Below are 24,410 nucleotides of genomic sequence, written 5' to 3'. Positions count from 1 at the left end.
GGGAGGAAAATACTGCATGAGCGGCGCGGAAATCACCACCGACATCCCGGCCCGGATCGACCGGCTGCCGTGGAGCAACTTCCATCTCCTGGTGGTGGTCGCGCTCGGCGTGACCTGGATCCTGGATGGGCTGGAGGTGACCATCGTCGGGTCGATCGGGCCGATCCTGAAGGACAAGGCGACGCTGGGGCTGACCGACCAGGATATCGGCAGCATCGCGGCCTGCTATGTCGGCGGCGCGGTGTGCGGGGCACTGGTGTTTGGCTGGCTGACCGATCGGTTCGGGCGGCGGCTGATCTTCAACCTGACGCTTGGGATCTACATGGTGGGCGTGCTGTTGACGGCGTTTTCCTGGAATTTCTGGAGTTTCGCCGGATTCAACGTCATCACCGGGCTGGGCATCGGCGGTGAGTACGCGGCGATCAACTCCGCGATCGACGAATTGATCCCGGCGCGGTTGCGCGGGCGGATCGACCTGATCGTCAACGGCAGCTATTGGGCCGGTGCCGCGGTGGGTGCCGCGGGGTCTTTGTTGCTGCTGTCGGGCCGGTTCGTCGGCATCGCCCTGGGCTGGCGGCTGGGTTTTGGCATCGGCGCGGTGCTGAGCGGGTTCATTCTGTATCTGCGACGCTATGTGCCGGAGAGTCCGCGCTGGCAGATCACGCACGGGCGTGAGGCGGAGGCGAAACGGAACACCGAGGAGATCGAGCGCAAGGTGGGCAAGCCGCTGCCTCCGGCGAAGAACACGCTGAAGGTGCATCCGCGAAAAGTGTTCGGTTTTGGTCTGATCCTCGGTGCGATGCTGGGCAAGAACCGCGGCCGCAGCTTTCTGGCGCTGACCTTGATGGTGGCGCAGGCGTTCCTGTTCAACGCAGTGTTCTTCACCTATGGGCTGGTGCTGACGACGTTCTACCATGTCCAGGAGGCCCGAGCGGGGGTTTATATCCTGCCGCTGGCGGCGGGGAACTTTCTTGGGCCGTTGCTGCTGGGACATCTGTTCGACACTGTCGGGCGCAAGAAGATGATCGCCGGGACCTACGGCCTGTCCGGGGTGATGCTGGTTGGGGTCTCGGTGCTGTTCGGCATGGGCGTGCTGACCGCCTGGACGCAGACTTTTTGCTGGATGGCGATCTTCTTCGTCGCCTCCGCGGCCGCCAGTTCGGCCTATCTGACCGCCAGCGAAATATTCCCGCTGGAGACCCGAGCGATGGCGATCGCGCTGTTCTATGCGCTGGGCACGCTGCTGGGCGGGGTCACTGCGCCGTTCCTGTTCGGCCACCTGATCGGGTCGGGCAGCCAATGGGCGGTCGCTAGCGGCTATGCCGGGGCTGCGGCGCTGATGATCGCCGCCGCCGTGTGCGAGGTGGTGCTGGGGGTCGAGGCCGCCGGCAAGTCGCTGGAGGACGTGGCGCAGCCGTTGTCCAGCAGCGGATAGATCGGGCGGTGGCGGGAACGAGGGTTTGCCGGAGCCGCGGTTCGCTGAGGTGGCCCATTGGAGTCGCACCGATCGGGCGTAAGTGATCCGGCGTAATTGAATGGGGCGGATGGAGTAAGCTGATGAAAGCTGTCTTTTGCCTTGCCCTCGCGGCGCTGGGTGTCGCCGTGGCCACCACGGCCCAGTCCGCCGATTGGTCGCACGCCACGCCGTTGACGGTGGTAATGGTGGATAATCGTTTCGAGCCCGACCATCTGACCTTCCAGCATGGCAAGGCATACGAACTGGTGCTGAAGAACCGTGGCAAGGACATGCACGAGTTCACCGCGCCGGAGTTTCTCAAGGCCGCCACGATCAGGGACAAGGGGGTTTTGAGCAGTACCGGCGACATCGTGGTTCAGTCGGGCAACACCGCTCGGGTGTTTCTGATCGCGCCGCCGAAGGGACATTACGACCTGACCTGCGCCGATCACGACTGGGACGGGATGGTTGGCAGTATCGCGGTGAAATAACTTGGCGGAGGCGGCTCAGTCGGATTTGGGAACCGGCCCATTCAGCTTCAAACTGGTTCACCGCGGGGAAACCCATCATCGCGTTCATCTCTGCGAACGGGAGCTGCGCCGGACCGCCGATGCTGGTGCCGTTGCGCCGCAGGTAAGTGTATCCGTCGCGCAGCGCCTTCGCCGCCGTCAGGAACCCGGTTCCAGGGAACAGGGCGACCTTGTAGCCTAGACTCTGCAATTCTGAGGCCGAAATGAACGGGGTTCGGCCGCCCTCGACCATGTTGGCGAGCAGTGTCGCGCCGCCGAAGGTCTCGCCGATGCGGCGCAGTTCCTCGAGCGATTCGGGGCTTTCGATGAACAGCATGTCGGCGCCGGCCTTGAGGAAGCCCTCGGCGCGGCGGAGGGCTTCGTCCAGACCCTCGGAGTAGCGTGCGTCGGTGCGGGCGACGATCAGGAAATCGGGGCTGGGACGAGCGGCCACGGCGACGCTGATCTTGCGCACCGCGTCTTCGCGCGGGACGACGCGGCGGTGCTCTGTGTGGCCACACTTTTTTGGCACTTCCTGATCTTCGAGCTGAATGCCCGAGGCGCCGGCGGCGGCGTAGGCGCGCACGGTGCGGTCTACGTTGAGCAGCCCGCCGTAGCCGGTGTCGCCGTCGGCGATGAACGGCACGTCGATCGCGGCGGCTATGCAACGCACCCGGTCGAGCATCTCAGTCACGCTGGCCAGGCCGGCATCGGGGACGCCGAGCGCCGATGCGACCGCGCCGTAGCCGGTCATGTAGAGGGCCGGGAAGCCCAAGGTGTTGGCGACACGAGCGGAAATACCGTCATAGACGCCGGGCAGGGTCAGGATGCCGGGCGGGCGAAGAATGTCGCGCAGGGCGGCGGTGGTCATGTCGGTGGTCCCTTTCAGTACGGCGTATCGCTCATGCCCAGGGCAAGCGCCGAGCGGGCCTGGTAGGCGCGCAACTCCGGGCCAACGTTCTGGCCCTTGAAGCCGCCGCGCACGGTGTTGCGCTCGACGCTTTTGTAAGCGTCGCGCAGGGCCTGGTGCAACGGGCGGCCGTCGGGGATGGAAAGCCAAAGGCGCAGCAGGTGGCGCTTGCGTTCGGGTTCGTCGAAGTCCTGAAAATGAGTGCGGGAGTGGACCAGGACGTGGTTGTTGACGAATTGCATGTCGCCGCGTTCCAGCACCATGTCGAAGCGGAACGCGTCGGTTTCGGCGAGGTCCTGGATGATGTCCAAGGCGCGGTGATCGGCCTCGGTCAGCCGCGGCGTATCGTCGCGCAACTGGCTGGCGCGGATATGGTTGCGGATGTAACGGGCGGCGAAATTTCCGTCGCGCCGGCTGTAGACCGGGGCCATGTAGAACGGCGGTTCGTCGTCGGCCTCTTCGTTCTGGCGGTTGTGCGGCAACGGCCGGTACAGCCTGTCGAGCAGTGCGGGGTCGCGGCGGAGGATTTCGTTATGGATCGCAATCGAACTCGCGACCCGGCTCAAGCCGCCGCTGCGGGCGGTCTGCAGGCAATACAGTCCGACCACGTCGGTGCCGTCGACGTGGTAGTCCAGTTCGGCGTTGGTGTTGTAGCCGCGGCCGCCGGCGCCGCGGTATTGGCCTCCGGCACTTTGCACATCCGACATCAATTGGCTCGCCTTGTCTTGCGGCCGAGCGACGCCGAGATGGGTGCCGATGGCCCAGAACAGCAGGCGGTTGTCGTCAGCGCTGAAACGGTCGGCGGGCAGGCCGCGGATGGTCTTGAAGCCGATGCCGCGTTCCAGTTCGTCGGTCACTTCGGCCAGCACGGGTGCGAAGGCGCCTAGCGGGACATCGTTGCGGGTCAGTTGCAGCATTGGTTTGCCGGTGGTGCGGACGGCTTGCAGCATCGCGGTGACGGCGTCGGTTTCCGGCGCGGTCAGGTGGCGCAGCCAGCGCCCCTCGGCGGAGACCTCGGCGGCGCGCCAGGCGGCGGGACTTTCGATAGCGGTGTGCATCATGGATTTTCCCGGACTAGAAGCAACCCAACGGGGTCAGGAGCGGCCTCGCCTAGCTTGCAGGCAAGGCTTTCGAGCGAGCGTTGCCGGGTCTCGACCCCGGCGAACAGGACGACGAGGGCGAGGATCACCAGCAGCGCGGCCATGCCGGCGGATACCGCGGCGACGCCGCCGAACGCGAATGCCCAGACCACGCCATACTGTGCGCCGGCGGCGGCCAGGCGTCCGGCCGCGCCGGCCAGTCCGGCGCCGCGCATGCGCACCTGGGTGGGAAACAGTTCCGGGATGTAGATCGCGTAGCCGACCGAGACCAGTCCGTAGGCTGACACCATCACGCCGAAGCCGATCGCCATCAGCAACGCGTTGCTGCCGGCATAGGCGTAGCAGACGCCGAACGCCGCCCAGGACAACGACAGCGCGACGATGCCGGGGCGGCGTCCGTAGCGGTCGGCGATCAGGCTGCCCAGCAGCGAGCCGACCGGCGCACCCAGGCCCATCACGGCGGTGAATGCCAGCGTGGCGACGATGCCGTGGCCCTGCTTGACCAGGAAGGTCGGCAACCAGCCGTTGAAGCCGTACAGCACCGTGGTCGAGGTCACCCCGGTCAGCAGCGCCAGCAAGGTGCGGCGCAGCATCTGGGCGGAGAACAGGTAGGAGAGGCGGTCCGGCACCTGTGCCGCAGCGGCGGGGGAGGGGTTGGGAGTTGGCAGGTTGGCAGTGCCGCCGCATTCGGCTTCGATGGCGGAGAGGATGGTTTCGGCCTCGGCCAGGCGGCCGCGCGATTCCAGCCAGCGGGGCGATTCCGGCATGTTCTTTCGCGCCACCCACACCGCCATGGCGCCGAGGCCGACGATGACGAACATGGCCCGCCAGCCCAGGGTGGGGATCACCGCGAGGCTGACGAAGCCGGTGGCGGTGACCGCAAGGTTGGTGAACAGCGACAACAGGCCGACCCAGCGGCCGCGATGCGAGGGCGGGATGAACTCGGCCAGGGTGCCGTAGCCGACCACGATCTCGGCGCCGAGGCCGATGCCCATCACGAAGCGCAGCGCGATCAAGGTGTCCATGTTGGGGGCGAACACCGCCGCCAGCGAGGCCAGGCCGAAGATCGCCAGGTTGATCTGGTAGGACGCGCGGCGGCCGAAGCGGTCGCCGATCAGTCCGGCGGCGCAGGCGCCGATCAGCATGCCGAGGAAGGTTTTGGACAGGAACGAGGCGTTGATCGCCGGGGTCGACCAGCCGTCGTGGACAAGGGCGCCGAGCAGGCTGCCCTGCAGGTAGATGTCGAAGGCATCGAAGAACATGCCGGCCGCGATCAGTGCCAGGATGCGCCGGTGGAAGGTGCCCAGCGGCAGCCGGTCGAGGCGGGCGCCCGCCCCGATCGTGCCGGGTGCGGCGGTGAATGTGTCGGCCATCGTTCCCTTCCGGTGGAGTTCGCCGGCGGTGGATTGCCAGCGTTTGGCGGTTTATGGCAAGGCCAAGATCCGCCGGGACGCCGCGACCGGGCAAGGATGAGACGGCGCTTGACGCGCTCTATATTTCCACTATTATGGAGATATGGAAAAGTCAGTTGCGATAGCCTCGCTGTCGGCACTCGCGCAGGAGACCCGCCTCGATATCTTTCGCCTGCTGGTGCGGGCCGGGACCGAGGGAATGCCGGCAGGCCAGATCGGTGAACGGCTGGGCCTGCCGTCGGCCACCCTGGCCTTTCATCTGAAGGAACTGAAGAACGCGGGTCTGGTGACGTTCGAGCGCAATGGCCGCTCGCTGATCTACTCGGCCGTCTATCCGGCGATGAATGAGTTGCTGGGCTATCTCACCGAGAACTGCTGCCGGGGCGATGTCGCCGGCTGCGACGTTGGGGTATGCGACGGCGCGATTCTTGTTACATCCAAAAAAGGAATCATGCAATGAAGCGCCTGCACGTTCATGTCTCCGTCGAGGATCTGGCCCAATCCATCGGGTTTTACGCAAGGCTTTTTGCGGCTGAGCCGACCATTACCAAACCCGACTATGCGAAATGGATGCTGGAGGATCCCCGCGTCAACTTCGCCATCTCGACCCGCGGCGGGGCAACCGGCCTCGATCACCTCGGCATTCAGGTCGAAACGCAGAACGAGTTGCAGGAGGTTTATGGCCGGCTGCAACGGGCCGACCGGCCGGTGCTGGAAGAGGGTGCGACCACCTGCTGTTACGCCAGATCGGAAAAGTCCTGGATCGCCGATCCGCAAGGGCTGTCCTGGGAAACTTTCCTGACCTCGGGCGAGAGCACGGTCTATGGCGATAGCGTCGATCTCGGTCCAATCCGCACAAAGGCCGAAACCGCACAAGGCGCATGCTGCGCGCCCAGGCCGGAACTGGCCGCTGAGGGTGCTGCCGTGGGTAGTGAGAGCCGATGACATGACGCGCGCCCCGTTCAATGTACTGTTTCTCTGCACCGGCAATTCCGCTCGAAGCATCCTGGCCGAGACCCTGCTGAACCATTGGGGACAGGGCCGCTTCCAGGGTTTCAGCGCGGGAAGCTTCCCCAGCGGCGTGATTCACCCATTCGCTCTCGGTCTGCTGCGCTCGCTTGAGCTGCCGACCGAAGGGGTGCGCAGCAAGAGCTGGAACGAGTTCGCCCGGTCAGGCGCACCAGTGATGGATTTCGTCTTCACCGTGTGCGACCAGGCCGCCGGGGAAGTGTGTCCGATCTGGCCAGGACAGCCGATCACCGCGCATTGGGGGATGCCCGATCCGGCGGCCGTCGATGGCTCCGATGTCGAGCGGTGGCAGGCGTTTCGCGCGACCTTCCGCGGGCTGGAGAACCGCATCAAGATCTTCGTGGCGCTGCCTGTCGCCTCGCTGGATCGGATGTCGCTCGCCAGCAAGGTTCAGGCGATCGGCCGGATGCGGCCCGACGAAGCCGAGGACCGCGCATCATGACTGTGTCGATCTATCACAACCCGGCCTGCGGCACGTCGCGCAACGTGCTGGGCCTGATCCGCGACGCCGGCGAGGAACCGCGCATCATCGAGTATCTGAAGAACCCGCCAACCCGGGACGAACTGGCGGCCTTGATTGCCCGCATGGGCATCCCGGTGCGGGATGTGCTGCGCCGGAAGGGGACGCCTTACGATGAGCTTGGGCTCGATGATCCCGAATTGACGGACAGCCAACTGCTCGATGCCATGATGGCGCATCCGATCCTCATCAACCGCCCGATCGTCGTCACCGACAGGGGGGTGAAGCTCTGCCGTCCGTCCGAGGCAGTGTTGGACATACTCCCGCCGCCGCAGCGTGGCGCCTTTGCCAAGGAAGATGGCGAAGCGGTCATCGATGCGCTCGGCAACCGTATTGGGAGGCCGACGCCATGAGTGACGCTGCCGTTACCGCCCCCGGGAAGGCCCCTTCCATGGGGACATTCGAGCGATACCTGACGCTGTGGGTCGCGCTCTGCATTGTCGTCGGCATCGCGCTTGGGCAGGCGGTGCCGGGCGTGTTCCACGCCCTGGGCGCCGCGACGGTGGCGCAAGTCAACCTGCCGGTCGCCGTGCTGGTCTGGCTGATGATCATCCCGATGCTGTTGAAGATCGACCTCGCGGCGCTCGGCCAGGTCAAAGCTCATTGGCGCGGGATCGCGGCGACGGTGGGCATCAACTGGCTGGTCAAGCCGTTCTCGATGGCGTTGCTTGGCTGGGTGTTCATCGCGCACCTGTTCCGGCCCTATCTGCCGGCCGGCCAGATCGACGGCTATATCGCCGGGCTGATCCTGCTGGCGGCGGCGCCCTGCACGGCGATGGTGTTCGTCTGGTCGAACCTGGTGGACGGCGAGCCGCATTTCACGCTGAGCCAGGTCGCGCTGAACGACACGATCATGGTGTTTGCCTTTGCCCCGCTGGTGGCGCTGCTGCTGGGCCTGTCCTCGATCACCGTGCCGTGGGATACGCTGCTTCTTTCGGTGGTGCTTTACATCGTGGTGCCGGTGATCGTGGCTCAGCTCTGGCGGCGGAGCCTGCTGGCGACGGGTGGACAGGCGGCACTCGGGCGCAGGTTGCGCACGCTGGCCCCGCTGTCGCTGTCGGCGCTGCTGCTGACGCTCGTGCTGCTGTTCGGCTTGCAAGGCGAACAGATCATGCGCCAGCCGGTGGTGATTGCGTTGCTGGCGGTGCCGATCCTGATCCAGGTCTATTTCAACGCCGGACTGGCCTACCTGGTGAACCGCAGGCTTGGCGTGGAATGGTGCGTGGCCGGCCCTTCGGCGCTGATCGGGGCCAGCAACTTCTTCGAGCTGGCGGTGGCGACGGCTATCGCCCTGTTCGGTTTCCAGTCCGGAGCGGCCCTGTCAACCGTCGTCGGCGTGCTGGTGGAGGTTCCGGTCATGCTGTCGGTGGTGCAGATCGTTCGTCGATCGCGGGGCTGGTATGAGCGGGGGCAAGCGGCATGAGGCGGCGAGCCATTATCGGGGGTGGTTGACACGCCTGGAGTCCGGTCGCGGCGGAGTGTCATCGTCTCTACGCTGGGCGTCACCCAAACGCTCGCCTGGGGATCGACCTACTATCTGCCGGCGGTAATGGCCGATCCGATTTGTGACAGTCTCCGCCTGTCCCGCTCGTGGTTTTTCGGCATCTTCTCGGCCTCGCTGTTGCTCTCCGGACTGCTTGGCCCTGCTGCCGGCCGGATGATCGATCGTCACGGCGGGCGTGACGTGCTGGCTTGCACGAATTTGGCTTTTGCGACCGGCCTGGTGCTTCTAGCGGCGGCCTCCGGCGGCATTGGGCTGGCGCTCGCCTGGATGGTCATCGGGGTCGGCATGGGCTTCGGCCTCTACGAGGCGGCCTTCGCGACTGTCGCCGGCCTCTACGGCCGAGACGCCCGCAATGCGATCACCGGCATTACGCTGTTCGCCGGCTTTGCCAGCACGGTGGGCTGGCCGGCAAGCACGCTGTTCATGGATGGGTTTGGCTGGCGCGGTGCCTGCTTGATTTGGGCGGCGCTTCATCTTCTGCTCGGTTTGCCGTTGAACCGGCTGCTGGTGCCGAAAGTGAAGGCCCGCGTTGTCGAGACCGCGGCGGTCGAAAGGGTGGAATCCGTGCCATGGACGATGATCGTGCTGGCCGGCGTGTTCGCGGCGAGCTGGTTTGTTGCCACGGCGATGGCGGCGCATCTGCCCCGGCTGCTGGAAGCGCTCGGGGCGACGCCGGCGGCGGCCGTCACGGCGGCCGCCCTGGTCGGTCCGGCCCAGGTTGGCGCAAGATTGATCGAGTTCGGGATCCTGCGCCGGGTCTCGCCGCTCGTCTCGGCCCGGCTGGCGACGGCGTTGCATCCGATAGCCGCTGCAATCCTGGCGATATTCGGTGCGCCGGCGGCCGTGCTGTTTACGTTGCTGCACGGCGGCGGAAACGGGATGATGACCATCGCGCGGGGGACGTTGCCGCTCGCGATGTTTGGCGCCGCCGGTTATGGCTTGCGAACGGGATTGCTCGCCGCGCCAGCCCGAATCCTGCAGGGGGGCGCACCCGTGCTGTTCAGCCTGGTGCTGGATCGGGGCGGACCAGGCTATGCGCTGCTGCTGTCGGGAACCCTAACCGGCGTGGCCTTTCTGGCGCTATTGTTCGTGGGTGCGCCTCGTTCTGAAGCCGCTTGAAAGCGGGTTATGTCGCCTGGGTCGGCGGCGAGCTGATGTCGGCGCCGGGCCGGCGGTCGGCGACCGTGATGGCCGCTGGCGCTTGCTTCGGCGCCATGTTTGACTTCATAGACAGCTTGCCCAGCAACCTTCAGGACCTGCGATCGATGCCTGCTATCACCTTGCCCGACGGTTCCGTGCGCCAGTTCGATGCGGCGGTGACGGGCACCACGGTGGCCGAGGCGATCGGCCCCGGGCTGACGCGCGCCGCGCTGGCGATGAAGCTCGACGGCGACACCGTCGATCTGGCGACGCCGATCGAGCATGATGCCAGCGTCGTGTTCATCACCCGGCGCGACCCCGAGGCGCTGGCGATGATCCGCCATGACGCCGCCCACGTGCTGGCCGAGGCGGTGCAGCAACTGTATCCCGGCACCCAGGTCACCATCGGCCCGGCGATCGAGAACGGCTTCTACTACGACTTCGCTCGCAACGAGCCGTTCACCCCGGACGATTTCGCCGCCATCGAGCAGAAGATGCGCGACATCATCGGCCGCGGCGCCCGCTTCGAGCGCCGGGTGATCGACCGCGACGAGGCGATCGCCTTCTTCCAGGCCAAGGGCGAGAAATACAAGGCCCAGTTGATCCAGGACCTGCCCACCAGCGAGACCATCACGCTGTACAGCCAGGGCGACTGGATCGACCTGTGCCGCGGGCCGCACATGCGCTCCGTCGCCGATGTCGGCACCGCGTTCAAGCTGATGAAGGTCGCCGGCGCATATTGGCGGGGCGATCACCGCAACGCCATGCTGAGCCGGATCTACGGCACCGCCTGGCGCGACCAGAAGGAGCTCGACGCCTACCTGCACCAGTTGGAGGAAGCCGAGCGGCGGGATCATCGCAAGATCGGCAAGGAGATGGACCTGTTCCATATCCAGGAGGAGGCGGTCGGGTCGATCTTCTGGCATCCGAAGGGGTGGCGACTGTACCGGACGGTAGAGGCCTACCTGCGCCGGCGGCTGGATGCGGCGGGTTATCAGGAGGTGAAGACGCCGCAGTTGGTGGATCGCTCGCTATGGGAGAAATCCGGCCACTGGGACAATTATCGCCAGCACATGTTCATCGCCCAGGTGGAAGAGGAGGATAAGTTCCTGGCGCTGAAGCCGATGAACTGTCCCTGCCATGTGCAGATCTTCCGCCAGGGCGTGCGGTCGTATCGCGAACTGCCGCTGCGCATGGCGGAGTTCGGGTCGTGCCACCGCTACGAGCCGTCGGGGGCGTTGCACGGCATCATGCGGGTGCGCGCGTTTACTCAGGACGATGCGCACATATTCTGCACCGCCGACCAGATCGCGCCGGAGACTGCGGGGTTCATCTCGCTGCTGTCACAGGTCTACCAGGATTTCGGCTTCGCGGATTTTCGCATCAAGTTCGCCGACCGGCCGGAGGCCAGGATCGGCAGTGATGAACATTGGGACCAGGCCGAGGGGGCGCTGCGCGAGGCCTGTGCGATTGCCGGCGTGGAATACGAGTTGAACCCGGGGGAGGGTGCGTTCTACGGGCCGAAGCTTGAGTTCGTGTTGCGCGACGCGATCGGGCGGGACTGGCAATGCGGCACGCTGCAGGTCGATCCCAACCTGCCGGAGCGGCTGGATGCGGAGTATGTCGGCGAGGACGGCGCACGTCACCGCCCGATCATGCTGCATCGGGCGATTTTCGGCAGTTTCGAGCGGTTCATCGGCATCCTGATCGAGCAATATGCCGGGCGGTTCCCGCTGTGGCTGGCCCCGGTGCAGGTGGTGGCGGCAACCATCGTGTCCGACGCCGACGCCTATGCCGGCGAGGTCAGCGCGGCGTTTGCTCGGGCCGGGCTGGCGGTCAGCACCGACCTGACCAACCAGAAGATCAACGCCAAGGTCCGTGAACACAGTCTGGCGCATGTTCCGATCCTGGCCGTGGTCGGCCGCAAGGAGGCCGAGGGCCGCACCGTGGCGCTGCGGCGACTGGGCAGCCAGGCCCAAGAGGTGCTGTCTTTAGAGGAAGCCGTTGCGAGACTTGCATCCGAGGCAACACCGCCCGATTTAATTCAAGGCAGGGTGGCTTGATTTTAGGCTGGTGTTTCGCCCACACTGAGCATTCGCGCATGCTGGCAAACCGCGAAATGGCGGATGCCGGTAGATTGCAAGTTTGGGCGGATCTTCGCCGCCGCCACCGATCGCTGTAACAGACACAGGAGAGAGCAATAGCCAGAGGACCAATGGCCGCCCCGCCAACCCGCGACGGCCCCCGCGTGAACGAGGAAATCCGCATCCCGCAGGTTCGCCTGATCGATCAGGATGGTGAAATGCAGGGCGTGCTGACCGCCAGGGAGGCCATCCAGCGGGCCTTCGCGGTCGGCCTCGACCTGGTGGAGATCAGCCCGAACGCCGATCCGCCGGTCTGCAAGATCCTGGATTTCGGCAAGTTCAAATACGAACAGCAAAAAAAGCGGAACGAGGCCAAGAAAAAGCAGAAGGTCATCGAAATCAAGGAGATCAAGGTTCGTCCGAACATCGACGAGAACGACTATCAGGTGAAAATGCGCGCCATGAAGTCGTTCATTGATGAAGGCGACAAGGTCAAGGTGACGCTACGCTTCCGTGGCCGCGAAATGGCCCACCAGGACATCGGCGTGCGGGTGCTGGAACGCATCCGATCCGAGATGGACACGACATCCAAGGTGGAACAGATGCCGCGGATGGAGAACCGTCAGATGGTCATGGTGCTGTCGCCGCGGTGATCGCGTCGCGTCGGCGGCCTGACCCGGCTTTCCGTCCGCCACGTCTTTTGCTGACTTGCCGGGACATCGCGTGCTGTTCATTCCCATCATCCCCGTCTCGTTATTGGGCCTGGATCGGTGATCCGCGATTTTCCGTCACCATCGCCTTGGTAAGCGACGGCGTTGCCACCAGCCCGAGCTGCCAGACCGTGAAGAGCGGGCCGTTCGGGGTTCATCGACCTACCTGAAAGCCCCGCCATGCCGACGCTTCCACCTCATGCGTTGAAAGCCCTGACCCACCTGATCGCCCGCCGCATGGGCAGCGAGGAGGCAGAAGCCGCGCAGGTCGCCGACCATCTGGTCCGAGCCAACCTGGCGGGCCACGACAGCCATGGGGTCGGGATGATCCCGACCTATGTGCGTCTGCTGCGCGACGGCCTGCTGGTGCCCAATCAGAGTCCCGACATCGTGCTCGATGCCGGGGCGGTGCTGGTGATCGATGCGCGCCGCGGCTACGGGCAGCGCATGGCGGCCGACGCCGTCCGCCGCGCCATCGCCCGAGCGAAAGAACTCGGCGCGTGCGTGCTGGCGTTGCGAAATTCCTCCCATATCGGCCGCATCGGCACCTACGCCGAACTCGCGGCGTCGGAGGGATGCGCATTTACCGCCTTCGTCAACGTGGCCGATCATCACGATGTGCAGGCGACTTGGGCAGCGGCGGAACCGAGGTTGGGCACCAATCCGTTTTGCGCCGCCGTGCCTGGGCCGAACGGGCCGGCGGTGATGCTGGACATGGCGACCACCACGATCGCCGCCGGCAAGGCGCGCGTGGCCTTCAACAAAGGGGTGAGCGTTGCCGACGGCTGCCTGATCGATGCCAGCGGCAACCCGACCAACGATCCCGCCGGCTTCATCCGCGACCACACCGGCGCATTGCGTGCATTCGGCACGCATAAAGGGTCGGGGCTGGCGGTGATGTGCGAGATCATGGCCTCCGCCGTGGCTGGCGGGCAGGGCGCGTTCAACGATGCCAAGGGCGGCGTGCTGAACTCGATGCTGGCGACGCTGATCGACGTTTCGAAGCTGGGTGATCCGGCAGCGATCGCGGCCAACGTCCAGGCGGTGAAGTCGCACGTCAAATCCGCCCGTCCGGCGCCTGGCTTCAATGAGGTGCTGACCCCCGGCGAACCTGAACAGCGCCATGCCGCAGTGCGTGCCGAACAGGGCATCGAGGTGGACGACGTCACCTGGCGGGACATTCGGGCGGCCGCCGAGACGTTGGGTATCTCGGCCGCGGAGTTCGATCAGACGGTCGGGGCCAACCGGGGATAGGATTTCGTCCCGTCCGATCGAGTGATTGTGGTTGCGTCGGGGTCAAGCCGAAGGGGTGGTCGCTGCGCGAGATTTCGGATCGGCGGGTCAATTTGGTCCGCGTCTGGGCGGGCGGTGCGGCAGCCGTTTCCGGTTCAATGGCGCGCCGGCGCGCCTGGCTGACGCAACGGCACGGAGCGGGCGAATTCGTCTCGCAACATGCATGTTTCGACGATCCGGCTGACCACTCCCAGATCGGAGAAATCAACGCCGAAGCCGCGTGCGCCGATCGCCTGGCTGAACAGGCAGAGATCGGCGATCGTCGGGGCGTCGCCATGGCAGTAGGCGCCGGTCTCGGGGTCGCCGGCGAGGCGTTGTTCGCCGATCGCCAGCCCTTCACGGAACCAGTGCCGGATCCAGGCGGCACGCGAGGCCTCGTCCTGGCGCAGGACGTCGGCGAGGTAGCTGCGGATGCGTGGCACGATCAACGGATGATGGTCCGCCGCCCATAGCAGCGCGAGCGATCGCACCCGCGCCCGGGCTGTGGGACCGGGCGGCAACAAGGCAGGTGAGGGATGCGTCTCCTCCAGGTATTCCAGGATCGCCAGCGACTGCGTCAGCCGTGGTCCGCCATCGAAGATCACCGTCGGCACCGCGGCCTGCGGGTTGACCGCGCGGTAGGCGGGGGCGTTCTGCTCGCCGGTGTCGAGGTCGATCATTTCCTCCTGGAACGCCAGACCCTTCAAGTTCAGGGCGATCCGGACCCGGAACGAGGCGGCGGAACGCCAGAAGCCGTACATCTTGATCATCGGCGGGCTCCTGGATGGGCGGTGAAGCGGCGGCGTGGGGCGTAACACCGGGTGGTGGGCGGGCGCAAATCCGTCCTGGCATCGCGCGGCGGACATCGCGCCGATGTCAGCCTTTGGGGTCACCCTCGCCGGGGGGGCGGCCTATGCGGCCTTCGCGTCGATCAGACGGGCGACCCGGCGCAGCGCCAGCAGATAGCCCTGGGTGCCGAATCCGGCGATCACGCCGTCGGCGCGGCTGGATACGAAGGAATGGTGACGGAATTCCTCGCGTTTGTGCACGTTGGAGATGTGGACCTCGATCACCGGCGGGTCGAAGCTGTTCAGCGCGTCCAGGATCGCCACCGAGGTGTGCGTGAACGCCGCCGGGTTGATGACGATGGCCCCGGCGGCATCACGTGCCTGGTGGATCCAGTCGATCAGCTCGTATTCCCGGTTGCTCTGAAAGAAGCGCAGTTCGAGCTTGAGTTCGGTGGCGAGCGCGCGGCACTCGCGCTCGATGTCCGCGAGCGTCTCATGGCCATAGATGTGCGGCTGGCGCTTGCCCAAAAGGTTGAGGTTTGGGCCGTTCAGGACGTAGACAAGGCGGCTCATCGGGCAGTTCCTTGCGTCGCATGATGGCCGCGCGGGGCGGTCCGTTCAGCCTGATCATGTTGCGGGCTTCGATAGGATCACTATCGCGCGGCGGCAAGTCGGACGGAAGCGCGGCCAGCGGGTCGCGGGTGCGGTCGTGCATGGGAGCGGTGGTTGCGGCATGAACAGGGATATCGGCGGGCTGAAGCCATGCTCACCGCTCGGACGACTGCTGAATGCGCCGATGCGTCCGGGCGTGGTTGCCTGGATCGGTTTGCGGCCGGCACGGCGGCAGGGGCTGATCGCCGTTTCGCGGGCCGAACTCGACCCCGATCTCGGCCTGATCGGCGACCACTACCAGGGCCGCGCCAGTCGTGCCCGGCAGGTCACGCTGATCCAAGCCGAACACATCGCCGCAATCGGCGCCTACCTGGGCATCGGGCCGATCGAGCCGGACCTGTTGCGTCGCAACGTCGTGGTGTCGGGCATCAACCTGCATGCACTGAAGGGGCGGCGGTTCAGCCTGGGGTCGGCGCTGCTGGAGGCGACCGGCGAATGCCATCCCTGCTCGCGCATGGAGCAGGTGCTGGGTGTCGGCGGCTACAACGCGGTGCGCGGCCATGGTGGGATGACCGCACGGATCGTCCGCGCCGGACGCGTGGATCTCGGCGACGCGATACGGCGGTGCGATGAGGCGGACTGACGTTGCGCCGGGACGGTGATGCGATACGGCGGTGCGGACCGACGTTGTGCTGGGACGGCAGCGCGCTACGGAGCCGGGTTTGCCGTCGATGCATGCGGACCGCGGTCGCGTTTGGGCAGGCGACGCGATGGCGTGGCGGCCTTGGCGGGGCGACCGGGCGGTGCGCCGGTGATTACAGCAAACGCTTGATTCGCAGCAGCCCGAACGCCGCGATCGTCATTGCCTCTTGCAGCGTTCCGTCGCCGATCATTGCTTCGAACTCGGCCAGCGTGAAGCTCCGGCACACCATGTCCTGTTCGGTCGGCTCGCGATCGGGTTCACCCTGGGTCAGGTCGGTTGCCAGGAAGATGTGGCCGCGTTGGTTGCAGTAGCCGGGGCCCTGGAAGATTTGCCCGGCATGGACCATGGTCTTGGCGGTCAGCCCGGTTTCCTCCCGCAGTTCGCCTGCCGCCAGGCGCATCGGGTCGATGTCGGACGCCTGCTCCCACATGCCCATCGGGAACTCCCATACCCGGGTGCCGACCGGATAGCGGTATTGCTGCACCAGGGTCAGCCGGCCGTCCTGCCACGGCGCGATCACCGCGAAGTCGGATCGCTCGACCACGCCGTAGAGCCCGTCGGACCCGTCGGGGCGGCGGATGCGGTCTTCGCGGATCCGCGTCCAGCGGTTCTGATAGGCGATCCGGCTGGAAAGGGTGGTGTAGGGGTTGGTCATCGTATCGCGCTGCCGGTGTGGTTGCCGGGACGCCTGATAGCACAGGCGGCAGCGGCGCGTTTGACGTTCGGCGTCATAACGGTCAGTTTTCATATCGCCATAATCAAACGCCCAGAATACTTCACAAAAAGCATGCAAGGATCGTTGTTCGCTATTTGTTCCTTGAGTCATTGATGCGATACCAGTTCCGATCCTGAAGGGGTGTGGCCATGACAACCGGAATGCATGCGCGCCACTTGCAGGATGATGGTGTTTCCGGGTCAGCCGATACGGATGCCGGTTCGCTGCCCGGCTTGTCGGTTGACCCGATCGCGACCTCGCTGGCGGCTACCGCATCCGCCGCCCCCACGCCGAGGATGTATCTGACCGAGACGGGCACCGCCGCCCCGGTCAGTGTGTTCGATATCAACCAGGGGCAGCTTGGCGACTGCTTCCTGCTTTCGCCATTGGGCGAGGCAGCCTTGTTCCATCCGACTTCGATCACCGGCATGATCCACGACAACGGCAACGGCACCCAGACCGTAACCCTCTACACCGACCAGAGTGGGGGCCTGCCAGTATTGGGCAGTGTCGGCTTCAAGGCTGCCGCGGTGACCGTCGACGACAGCTTTTCCGCGGCATCGGTCAACAATGGCCCGACCCAGGACGTGTTCGCCCAGCAGAAGGAGATCTGGCCTCAGGTGGTGGAGAAAGCGGTCGCGACGCTGAACGGCGGCTATGCCGCGATTGCCGACGGCGGCTATCCGGTGCTGGCGATGGAGGAACTGACCGGGCACGCCGCGACCGCCATCGCACCGGCGGCGCTGAGCTTCGCGTCGCTGCAGCAATTCGTCGCGGCGCGAGACCTGATTGCCATGGACACGTCATCGACCGGGCCACTGCCCTATGGCCTCGTCGCCGGTCATTGCTACATGTTCGACACATTGACCGGCAGCGGGACGGCGGCCAGCGTGCAGTTGCTCAACCCCTGGGGGCTGGATCAGCCGTCGGCGATACCGCTGACCCAGCTTGCGCAGGGCGGGATCGTGCAAATCGACGTTGGACACGTGGGCTGAAAATCGCCTGCCGGGGGACAAAAGCTACACTCCGGCGGATGGTTTCGCCCCGGACCCGAGAATCGTCATGTCTATTTTTGCGATAACTTTCCAATTACCGCTGCAACTTTTTCTCGACTTCAACCTGCGTTCCGCGAAAAACTGCGGCCCTCGGTTACCGGAGGTCGAGTTGGAAGCTGTTGCCCTGCCTTGGATTGACGAAGCCGACTATCCGGCGTTCCAAGCCTTGATCGTGGACCTTCCCGCCACGCACAAGGTCTGGGTCGAGCGGCAGCGAACGGTTGCTGCCTTTCTGCAGGTGCGAGGCGGTGCTCCGGAGCTCGCCATCGATCCCGCTTCGTTCCGATGGCACCTGTGGGCGACGGGGCGCGCACGGCTCGAGCAAGAACTTTGGATCATGGCCGCGATGTGGGTCAGCGGGGTGCCGCCCGCTATGGTTGCGGACCCTGAGCGGCAGCGAATATCCTACAATTAGTGCCCTGAGACGGAGGTCAGCCGCTGCGGCGATCAGTCCGTTGATCTCGACGCCGCCGGCTTCACCGCCCGTTGGGGCGGACGGGTCAGCAGCAACAGCGGCAGCACCACGATGGCCAGGATCAGCATTAGCTTGAAGTCATCGATGTAGGCGATGATTTGCGACTGGCGTGTGATCTCGTGGTTGAGCGCCGTGGCGCCGCGAACCGACAGCGGGTTCCAGTATCGCGCGACGGCAGGGGCTTGCAGCGCGCGATTGAACGGGGTCACCCCGCCGGCGATGATGGCATGATTGACCTGCGTATTGGTCGCCAGCAGCGCGCCGGTCACCGAAATGCCGATGGCGCTGCCCAGATTGCGCATCAGGCTGTAGATGCCGGCCGCTTCGGTCCGCAGCACCGACGGCAAGGTCGCGAATGTGATGATATTGATCGGGATGGTCAGGAAGCCGATGCTGAGGCCTTGCAGAAAGCCGACGCTGACCATGGTCCATTCCGACACGGCGGGGGTCCAGCCGGTCATCAGGTGCAGTGCGTAGGCACCGGTGGCGAAGCCGAAGCCGACCAGTGCGCGGGCGCTGATCTTGCCGATCAGGCGTCCGCAGACCAATGCGGCCAGCATCAGTCCGGCGCCTCGTGGCGCCAGCACGACACCGGCGGTCACCACCGGATAGTCCATCAATGTCTGCAGATAGGGCGCCAGCAGCGCCAGCGTCGCATACATGATCAACCCCATGGTGAAATACAGGGTGATGCCGACGACAAAATTCCGGTCAGTGAACAGTTTGGGCGACAGAAACGGTTTCGGTGCCAGGAAAAATTGCACGAGGAACAAATACAGGCCGATACCGGCCAGGAATGCTTCCACGATGATTTCAGCGGAACCGAACCAGTCCAGCGTCTCGCCGCGGTCGAGCATGGTCTGAAACGCGCCGATCGCCAGGCTGAGCGTGGCGAAGCCGATCCAGTCGAGGCGGACCGATTTGCCGTATGACGTTTCTTTCAGGAAGGTCAGCAATCCAATCGCGGTCACCACACCGAACGGGACGTTGATGTAGAATACCCAGCGCCAGCTATAGTTCTCGGTCAGCCAACCGCCGAGGATTGGGCCGAAAATCGGCCCGATCATGACCCCCATGGTCCACAGCGCCATCGCCTTGCCGCGTTGCTCGATCGGATAGATGTCGAACATCACCGACTGTGACAGGGGTACCAGGGCGGCGCCGCACATGCCCTGCAGCACTCGGAATAGCACGATCTCGTTCAACGACTCGGCCAGGCCGCACAGGATCGAGGCCAGGGTGAAGCCGACGACGGCGATCACGAACAGCCGTGTGCGGCCGAACCTTGCGGCGAGGAAGCCGGTGGGCGTGGTCATGATCGCGGCTGCCACGATGTAGCTGGTCAGCACCCAGTTGATCTCTTCCTGGCTGGCCGACATGGTGCCCTGCATGTAGGGCAGCGCGACATTGGCGATGGTGCTGTCGAGCGACTGCATTAGCGTCGCCATGATGGTGCATATCGTTATCACCAGCCGGTGACCCGGGGTCAGGCCGGCAAGCGGAGGTGCGGGGGGAGCGGTCCTGGGCGGGCTTGCCCGCGGCCTGGTATCGGGGTCGGCGCTGGACGCGCTCACTCCTCGGTGCCCTGCTGTTTCGCGAGATTCCGGCAGACCAGTTCAAGTGCGCGGGTGGCGGCCTCGATATCGTCAAGCGACAGCCCGACGAAGGTGGCGGTGCGTACCTCGCGTGAGGCGGATTCGACCCGATCGATGATCGACAGTCCGCGTTCGGTCACGCTGATGGTCTTGGCTCGGCGATCGCCGCTTTCTTCGCGCCGCTCGATCAGGCCGGCCGCTTCAAGTGCGTCGAGCAGCCGCACGACGGAGGATCCATCGAGCACGAGCGAACCGGCGAGATCCTTCTGGCGCACCGGGGCCGGGGCGCGGGCGAGGTGGATCAGCGGCAGCCAGGTCGCCTCGGTGAGTCCGAACGGCTGCAGGCGGCGGTCCACAGCGCGCCGCCACTGCCGAGCGGAGCGGGCGATGAGGCTGGCGAAACCGTCACGAAGCTGTTGCTCACGCATGTTCATTGCGGGCCCTTTAGCTGGCTTGGCATTATATGGTACACCATCGATTGGCCGCAACAGCGGAGCCAATTGATTGCTTTCGGACGCTAGCCGGGCGGCAATATTGGCCCGTCATGCGCGATAAGAGGCGAGGCCTCTATCCGTAGGCGACCGCCCCCGGTGCCCGGGTCATCCGCTCCGCCAACGGTATGCCAAGCAACCGGCAGGCCACCGCCTCGGCGATCCTGATCCCGTCAACCCCGGCGGACAGGATGCCGCCGGCGTAGCCCGCGCCCTCGCCGGCGGGAAACAGACCTTGGGTGTTCAGGCTTTGGCCGTCGGTGCCGCGGACGATGCGGATCGGCGAGGAGGTCCGCGTCTCCACCCCGGTCAGCACCGCGTCGTGCATGGCAAAGCCGGGGATGTCGTGGGCGAACCGACCGAGCGCCTGGCGGATCGCCTCGATGGCGAAGCCGGGCAGGCAGGCGGCGAGGTCGGCCGGTTTTATGCCGGGTTGGTATGACGGTGCCACCTCGCCTAATTGCACCGAGGCTCGGCCGGCCAGCAGGTCGCCGACAAGTTGGGCCGGCGCGGCATAGGCGGCGCCGCCGGCGTCGAACGCCCGGCGTTCCCAGTGGCGCTGAAACCCGATGCCGGCCAGCGGGTCGCCTTCCGCGCCATGGTCCGCCGCATAGTCCGTTGCGCAGTCCCTTGGGGTGAGGCCGACCACGATGCCGGCATTGGCGTTGAACTCGGCGCGGGAATATTGGCTCATGCCGTTGGTGGCGACGCAGCCGGGTTCGGAGGTTGCCGCGACCACCCGCCCGCCGGGGCACATGCAGAAGCTGTAAACCGAGCGGCCATTGGCGGCATGATGCACCAGCTTGTAGTCGGCCGGACCCAGTTGTTTGTGGCCGGCGAATGCACCAAACCGGGCGCGATCGATCAGCGCCTGGGGATGCTCGATGCGGGCGCCGATGGAGAACGGCTTGGCCTCGATGCGGACGCCGCGTCGGTGCAACATGGCGAAGCTGTCGCGGGCGCTGTGCCCGATCGCCAGGATGACGGCGTCGGCCTCGATCTGCTCCCCACCGGCCAGCGTCAGGCCGCGAATCTGGCGGTGGCGGTCAAGCTGGATGTCCTCGACGCGGGCCGAGAAACGGTATTCGCCGCCAAGCGCCTGGATCTTGGCGCGCAACCCTTCCACCACGGTGACCAGGCGGAAGGTGCCGATATGGGGTTTGCTGGCAGTGAGGATGTCTTCCGGCGCGCCGGCCTCGACGAAAGCCTGGAGCAGGCGGCGGCCGAGGTGGCGGGGGTCCTTGATGCCGGAATACAGCTTGCCGTCCGAGAAGGTGCCGGCGCCGCCCTCGCCGAACTGCACATTGGATTCGGGATCGAGGCTGCCGCGGCGCCACAGGCCCCAGGTGTCGCCGGTGCGCTCGCGGACCGGCTTGCCGCGTTCCAGGATGAGGGGGTTGAAGCCAAGCTGAGCCAGGGTGAGACCTGCGAGCAGGCCGCACGGGCCGGTGCCGATGACGACCGGGCGTTTGGGTAGGAAGCGTTTGGGTGCGGCGGTGACTGGGGGGCGGTAGGAGGTATCGGGAGTGCGACGGACCCGGGGGTCGGCGGCGTGGTGAGCCAGGCTGGCCGCTTCGTCGCGTAGGGCCACATCGACGGCGTAGACCAAGCTGATGCGGGAGCGGCGCCGGGCGTCGTAGCCCCGGCGGGCGGTGGCCAGGCTCAGCAGGTCATCTGGCGGGATGGCGAGGCGGCTCAGCACCGCGTTGCGCAGCGCGTCGGCAGGATGGTCGAGCGGTAGCTTGAGTTCGGTCAGGCGGAGCATGGGGTGGTTCTAGGTGAAGACTGGCGCCTGTCGATACGCGTCGTTCGATCGGGGACGCATCACGAGCATCTACATTTGGACGCAGTGTGGGATTGCAGTTCGGCGGTGCGCCGGCCGGAATCGGCATAACTCTGTGGGCAAAGCTGGGCCAACCAATCCAATGTCTTGACGAATCGAGAAAAACAGCCCGCATCGTCCACAAGGGGTTGTGGATGATCACGATCGAATTAGAGCCGGCCAAGCCGCGCGGCGTTCGCAAGGCGACTTTGACAAAGAAGGCCGCGGGACAACTGCGCGGACAGATTGATTACGTGCTCACCGGTGAGCGGCGGTGGCGTCTCAGAATCGAAGCGGTCGACTTCCTGCAAAGTATTCGGAGCATTCTCCGAGCGCCCATGGTCCGGCTGTCGAAAAAGCAGCGCGATACGACCGAAGCAATCCTTGAGAGAGCATTCTCAGATGCGCCGTTCGTATATTTGCGAGGCGCGGAGATCGCGGAGTTGGCCGCAGTCATTCGTTACGCCACCGGCGATGGGAGGGTTTCCTCGCTGGAAGAGAACGTCATGGCTAATCTGAGGCGCAGGTTAGGCGGCCCGGTCGTCGGCCTCAGCGTGAAGGAATGGCGGGTCGTCGAGGCCATCAAGCGGAAAACACACTTTGGCGTCGCCAGCGAACCGCTTCCCCTCGATCCGGATGGCTTGGTCGAGAATGATGATCGGGACGGGTTGCCACCCGAACGCCACGGGACCGCGGACGGTGACATGGAACTATGGGCATTGGTCGGCGCGACTGCCGACGACTGATCGTTTGTGACCATCGTGTCAGTGGCAGCCCTTAGAAGCGGCCACATTTGCCGCCGTTTCGGCACCGCGAGGTCGGGCGTCGCAGGCTTCGGCCACAGATAACTGCTCAGCCAGCGAGTGACAAACGACTGGCTGCCCAGCCAGCGAATGACAAACGACGCCAGGTCATCTGCGATGCCGGGCTCGCGGTCGCCTATCCGCCCAGCCGGTTGCCAAGCGGGCGGGCCCAGCCGTGCGGGTCGGCGGCGGTGCCGTATTGGATACCGACGATGGTGTCGTATAGCTTCTGGGTCAGCGCCCCGGTGCGCCCGCCGTTGATGGTGTAGCGCTCACCCTTGTGACCCAGTTCGCCGACCGGAGAGATCACCGCCGCGGTGCCGGTGCCCCACATCTCCAGCGTGCCGGCGCGGGCGGCGGCCAGCACCTCATCGATGGCGATCGGGCGTTCCGACACAGGCAGGCCCCAGTCGCGCAGCAGCGTCAACACCGAATCGCGGGTGATGCCGGCCAGGATGGCGCCGTTGAGTGCCGGGGTGATCACCTCGTCGCCGATCTTCAGCATGATGTTCATGGTGCCGACCTCATCGAGGTATTTGTGTTCGGCTCCGTCGAGCCACAGCACCTGGGTGTAGCCGGCCTTGTCGGCCGCTTGGGCGCCGAACAGCGAGGCCGCATAATTGGCCATCGTCTTGGCCGCGCCCAGACCGCCCTGCACGGCTCGGACATGGGTGTCGGAGGCCAGGATGCTGACCGGATTCATGCCCTCTTTGTAATACGCGCCGACCGGGCCGACGATCACGTAGTACAAATAGCTGTCCGACGGATGCACCCCCAGAAAGGTCTCGGTGGCGATCACCGTCGGGCGGATATAGAGCGAGGTGCCCGGCAGCGACGGCACCCAGCGCTGGTCGACCTCGACCAGGGCGCGGATCGATTGCTCGACCATCGCCGGGTCGAGTTCGGGGATGCAGAGATAGCGCGCCGAGGTGTTGAGCCGGCGGGCGTGATCGGGCAGGCGGAACAGCCGGACGCGGCCGTCGGCGCCGCGGAACGCCTTCAGCCCGTCGAAGATCGCCTGGCCGTAGTGCAGCACGCAGGTCGCGGGGTCGAGGGTGAACGGGCGATACGGCTCGATCCGGGGGTTGTGCCAGCCCTTGCCAGTTTCGTAGTTCATCAGGAACATGTGGTCGGAGAACACCCTGCCGAACGCCAGCGTTTCGTCGGCCGGGGTCTGCTGGGGGGCGGCGGTTCGGGTAATTGCGATCTGGTTCACGTCTGTCTCGTAGGTGGGGGGGACGGGTCGAGCGGCCGAACACTACGATACCATGACGGTGAAAACCAATGCCCGGTTTGATCGCCCGCCATGCGTCGGCGTCCACGCCGGCCAGACGGGAGCGGAAACGGCTGAGCGAAGAACCAGTTGCTAATCCGGTATGGTCAGTTTATGCTCAGCCGGTGCCAAATAAGCAATTCCCGCCATGAGCGACACACCGGGCCCAGACCTCAGTCTAATTGGCCACCAGCTCAAGCAGCTTCTGACCGATGTCGGCGGCTTGCGTGACGACATAACTGTGCTGACCGCCATCACCATGCGCCTTGACGGCACGCAGACCGCACTGCTGACCGAGGTGCGTGCGATCCACTCACAACACAGCCGCCTTGCCAACCGCGTGCGTGCCCTGGAAACGCAAAGCGATGCCTGATGACCTAAGCCGGTCGCCCAGCGGAGTTCTCGGATGAACAAGGGATCGTGAACGTAAGC

At 65.5% G+C, this 24,410-nt stretch carries 25 protein-coding genes and 1 pseudogene; 16 read left to right on the top strand and 10 right to left on the bottom strand.

Annotated features, from left to right (window positions below):
- Positions 1-16 precede the first annotated feature (16 nt).
- Both ACQY4T_RS23970 and ACQY4T_RS23965 read left to right on the top strand, forming a co-directional pair.
- Positions 17-1,435 carry an MFS transporter gene (locus ACQY4T_RS23970; protein ID WP_428535793.1) on the top strand — a complete coding sequence of 473 codons (1,419 nt, stop codon included), beginning with the start codon at positions 17-19 and terminating at the stop codon, positions 1,433-1,435.
- 122 nt (positions 1,436-1,557) lie between these two features.
- Positions 1,558-1,878, top strand: a pseudogene (locus tag ACQY4T_RS23965) (cupredoxin domain-containing protein); the annotation flags it as partial.
- Here the strand turns inward: ACQY4T_RS23965 and ACQY4T_RS23960 are convergent.
- From ACQY4T_RS23960 to ACQY4T_RS23950, 3 genes are read right to left on the bottom strand one after another with little or no spacing between them, the layout of a single operon-like run.
- Positions 1,790-2,836 carry an isocitrate lyase/PEP mutase family protein gene (locus tag ACQY4T_RS23960; protein WP_428535791.1) on the bottom strand — a complete coding sequence of 349 codons (1,047 nt, stop codon included), beginning with the start codon at positions 2,834-2,836 and terminating at the stop codon, positions 1,790-1,792. The pseudogene ACQY4T_RS23965 and the gene ACQY4T_RS23960 sit on opposite strands and share 89 nt — an antisense overlap.
- A 14-nt stretch (positions 2,837-2,850) precedes the next feature.
- Positions 2,851-3,936 carry a TauD/TfdA family dioxygenase gene (locus ACQY4T_RS23955; RefSeq protein ID WP_428535789.1) on the bottom strand — a complete coding sequence of 362 codons (1,086 nt, stop codon included), beginning with the start codon at positions 3,934-3,936 and terminating at the stop codon, positions 2,851-2,853.
- Positions 3,933-5,348, bottom strand: a complete 1,416-nt coding sequence (locus ACQY4T_RS23950; protein WP_428535787.1) for an MFS transporter — start codon at positions 5,346-5,348, stop codon at positions 3,933-3,935. The genes ACQY4T_RS23955 and ACQY4T_RS23950 overlap by 4 nt, the downstream gene beginning before the upstream one ends.
- Positions 5,349-5,490: 142 nt before the next feature.
- On the opposite strand from ACQY4T_RS23950, the gene ACQY4T_RS23945 reads away from it, so the two are divergent.
- From ACQY4T_RS23945 to ACQY4T_RS23905, 9 genes are all read left to right on the top strand, one after another.
- Positions 5,491-5,847, top strand: coding sequence for an ArsR/SmtB family transcription factor (locus ACQY4T_RS23945; RefSeq protein ID WP_428535785.1), 357 nt, complete (start codon positions 5,491-5,493; stop codon positions 5,845-5,847).
- Positions 5,844-6,332 carry an ArsI/CadI family heavy metal resistance metalloenzyme gene (locus ACQY4T_RS23940; protein ID WP_428535783.1) on the top strand — a complete coding sequence of 163 codons (489 nt, stop codon included), beginning with the start codon at positions 5,844-5,846 and terminating at the stop codon, positions 6,330-6,332. The genes ACQY4T_RS23945 and ACQY4T_RS23940 overlap by 4 nt, the downstream gene beginning before the upstream one ends.
- 1 nt (position 6,333) lies before the next feature.
- On the top strand, positions 6,334-6,858 hold the full coding sequence (locus ACQY4T_RS23935) for an arsenate reductase ArsC (protein WP_428535781.1): 525 nt from the start codon (positions 6,334-6,336) through the stop codon (positions 6,856-6,858).
- The gene (gene arsC / locus ACQY4T_RS23930) at positions 6,855-7,289 is read left to right on the top strand and encodes an arsenate reductase (glutaredoxin) (RefSeq protein WP_428535779.1); all 435 of its coding nucleotides are present in this window, start codon (positions 6,855-6,857) and stop codon (positions 7,287-7,289) included. Before ACQY4T_RS23935 ends, arsC begins: the two co-directional genes overlap by 4 nt.
- 38 nt (positions 7,290-7,327) lie before the next feature.
- The gene (gene arsB, locus ACQY4T_RS23925; protein WP_428535777.1) at positions 7,328-8,359 is read left to right on the top strand and encodes an ACR3 family arsenite efflux transporter; all 1,032 of its coding nucleotides are present in this window, start codon (positions 7,328-7,330) and stop codon (positions 8,357-8,359) included.
- A 21-nt stretch (positions 8,360-8,380) separates the two neighbouring features.
- The gene (locus ACQY4T_RS23920; RefSeq protein ID WP_428535775.1) at positions 8,381-9,559 is read left to right on the top strand and encodes an MFS transporter; all 1,179 of its coding nucleotides are present in this window, start codon (positions 8,381-8,383) and stop codon (positions 9,557-9,559) included.
- 146 nt (positions 9,560-9,705) lie between these two features.
- Entirely contained in the window at positions 9,706-11,643 is a 1,938-nt protein-coding gene (thrS, locus tag ACQY4T_RS23915; RefSeq protein WP_428535773.1) for a threonine--tRNA ligase, read from the top strand.
- Between the two features lie 152 nt (positions 11,644-11,795).
- Positions 11,796-12,317 (top strand): translation initiation factor IF-3, encoded by a 522-nt coding sequence (gene infC / locus ACQY4T_RS23910; protein WP_428535771.1) that lies wholly within the window; start codon positions 11,796-11,798, stop codon positions 12,315-12,317.
- Between the two features lie 237 nt (positions 12,318-12,554).
- On the top strand, positions 12,555-13,628 hold the full coding sequence (locus tag ACQY4T_RS23905) for a malate/lactate/ureidoglycolate dehydrogenase (protein ID WP_428535769.1): 1,074 nt from the start codon (positions 12,555-12,557) through the stop codon (positions 13,626-13,628).
- A 134-nt stretch (positions 13,629-13,762) separates the two neighbouring features.
- Here the strand turns inward: ACQY4T_RS23905 and maiA are convergent, their stop codons facing one another.
- Together maiA and aroQ are read right to left on the bottom strand one after the other, a co-directional pair.
- On the bottom strand, positions 13,763-14,416 hold the full coding sequence (maiA, locus tag ACQY4T_RS23900) for a maleylacetoacetate isomerase (protein WP_428535767.1): 654 nt from the start codon (positions 14,414-14,416) through the stop codon (positions 13,763-13,765).
- Positions 14,417-14,557: 141 nt separating this feature from the next.
- Positions 14,558-15,007, bottom strand: coding sequence for a type II 3-dehydroquinate dehydratase (gene aroQ, locus ACQY4T_RS23895; RefSeq protein WP_428535765.1), 450 nt, complete (start codon positions 15,005-15,007; stop codon positions 14,558-14,560).
- Positions 15,008-15,167: 160 nt separating this feature from the next.
- Here aroQ and ACQY4T_RS23890 point away from each other — a divergent pair, with 160 nt between their 5' ends.
- Positions 15,168-15,689, top strand: a complete 522-nt coding sequence (locus tag ACQY4T_RS23890; RefSeq protein WP_428535763.1) for an MOSC domain-containing protein — start codon at positions 15,168-15,170, stop codon at positions 15,687-15,689.
- Positions 15,690-15,861: 172 nt separating this feature from the next.
- Here the strand turns inward: ACQY4T_RS23890 and ACQY4T_RS23885 are convergent, their stop codons facing one another.
- Entirely contained in the window at positions 15,862-16,404 is a 543-nt protein-coding gene (locus ACQY4T_RS23885) for an NUDIX domain-containing protein (protein WP_428535761.1), read from the bottom strand.
- A gap of 209 nt (positions 16,405-16,613) precedes the next feature.
- Here ACQY4T_RS23885 and ACQY4T_RS23880 point away from each other — a divergent pair, with 209 nt between their 5' ends.
- Positions 16,614-17,459, top strand: coding sequence for a C2 family cysteine protease (locus ACQY4T_RS23880; RefSeq protein ID WP_428535759.1), 846 nt, complete (start codon positions 16,614-16,616; stop codon positions 17,457-17,459).
- Positions 17,460-17,526: 67 nt separating this feature from the next.
- Positions 17,527-17,934 (top strand): hypothetical protein, encoded by a 408-nt coding sequence (locus tag ACQY4T_RS23875; protein ID WP_428535757.1) that lies wholly within the window; start codon positions 17,527-17,529, stop codon positions 17,932-17,934.
- Positions 17,935-17,966: 32 nt separating this feature from the next.
- Here ACQY4T_RS23875 and ACQY4T_RS23870 read toward each other — a convergent pair whose 3' ends face one another.
- The 3 genes from ACQY4T_RS23870 to ACQY4T_RS23860 all read right to left on the bottom strand — a co-directional run bounded on the left by ACQY4T_RS23870 (position 17,967) and on the right by ACQY4T_RS23860 (position 21,845).
- The gene (locus tag ACQY4T_RS23870) at positions 17,967-19,463 is read right to left on the bottom strand and encodes a DHA2 family efflux MFS transporter permease subunit (protein ID WP_428543049.1); all 1,497 of its coding nucleotides are present in this window, start codon (positions 19,461-19,463) and stop codon (positions 17,967-17,969) included.
- Between the two features lie 101 nt (positions 19,464-19,564).
- Positions 19,565-20,023 carry a MarR family winged helix-turn-helix transcriptional regulator gene (locus ACQY4T_RS23865; protein ID WP_428535755.1) on the bottom strand — a complete coding sequence of 153 codons (459 nt, stop codon included), beginning with the start codon at positions 20,021-20,023 and terminating at the stop codon, positions 19,565-19,567.
- A gap of 133 nt (positions 20,024-20,156) precedes the next feature.
- Positions 20,157-21,845 (bottom strand): NAD(P)/FAD-dependent oxidoreductase, encoded by a 1,689-nt coding sequence (locus ACQY4T_RS23860; protein WP_428535753.1) that lies wholly within the window; start codon positions 21,843-21,845, stop codon positions 20,157-20,159.
- Positions 21,846-22,057: 212 nt separating this feature from the next.
- Here ACQY4T_RS23860 and ACQY4T_RS23855 point away from each other — a divergent pair, with 212 nt between their 5' ends.
- On the top strand, positions 22,058-22,648 hold the full coding sequence (locus ACQY4T_RS23855; protein WP_428535751.1) for a hypothetical protein: 591 nt from the start codon (positions 22,058-22,060) through the stop codon (positions 22,646-22,648).
- Positions 22,649-22,841: 193 nt separating this feature from the next.
- Here ACQY4T_RS23855 and ACQY4T_RS23850 read toward each other — a convergent pair whose 3' ends face one another.
- A complete protein-coding gene (locus ACQY4T_RS23850; RefSeq protein WP_428535749.1) occupies positions 22,842-23,921 on the bottom strand; it encodes a branched-chain amino acid aminotransferase in 1,080 nt (359 codons plus the stop codon).
- Between the two features lie 205 nt (positions 23,922-24,126).
- Here ACQY4T_RS23850 and ACQY4T_RS23845 point away from each other — a divergent pair, with 205 nt between their 5' ends.
- Positions 24,127-24,351 carry a hypothetical protein gene (locus ACQY4T_RS23845; RefSeq protein WP_428535747.1) on the top strand — a complete coding sequence of 75 codons (225 nt, stop codon included), beginning with the start codon at positions 24,127-24,129 and terminating at the stop codon, positions 24,349-24,351.
- Positions 24,352-24,410: the final 59 nt, after the last annotated feature.

The sequence above is a fragment of the Rhodopila sp. genome (genome assembly GCF_965277825.1).
Classification (GTDB): Bacteria; Pseudomonadota; Alphaproteobacteria; order Acetobacterales; family Acetobacteraceae; genus Rhodopila.
This window is presented reverse-complemented; position numbering and strand designations above follow the sequence as displayed.